Annotated in this window: 1 protein-coding gene; it reads right to left on the reverse strand. The window is 70.4% G+C overall.

What is annotated here, in order from left to right; all coding sequences use genetic code 11:
• Positions 1–240, reverse strand: a 240-nt coding sequence (locus tag QRT08_RS18570; protein WP_286047480.1) for an ABC transporter substrate-binding protein, incomplete at both ends; no start/stop codon positions are given.

Below are 240 nucleotides of genomic sequence, written 5' to 3' on the forward strand. Positions count from 1 at the left end.
GGGACGGCGTAGCCCAGCGCGATCTCGTAGACCCACTGGCGGCGGTCCATCGCCATGCTCAGGGCCTGTCTGAACGCCTGGTCGTCGAGGGGCGGCCGCCTCAGGTTGAGGGTGTAGTGGGCGTAGCCGTCGTCGCGCCCCTCGACCAGGCCGAGTTCCTCGCGGTCGTGTATCTCGCGGGCCCGCGTGGCGTCGAACGCGCTCGCGTACATCGCGTCGATCCCGCCGTTCAGGAGCTCC

Source organism: Halalkalicoccus sp. NIPERK01 (assembly GCF_030287405.1).
In the GTDB taxonomy this organism is placed as follows: Archaea; Halobacteriota; Halobacteria; order Halobacteriales; family Halalkalicoccaceae; genus Halalkalicoccus.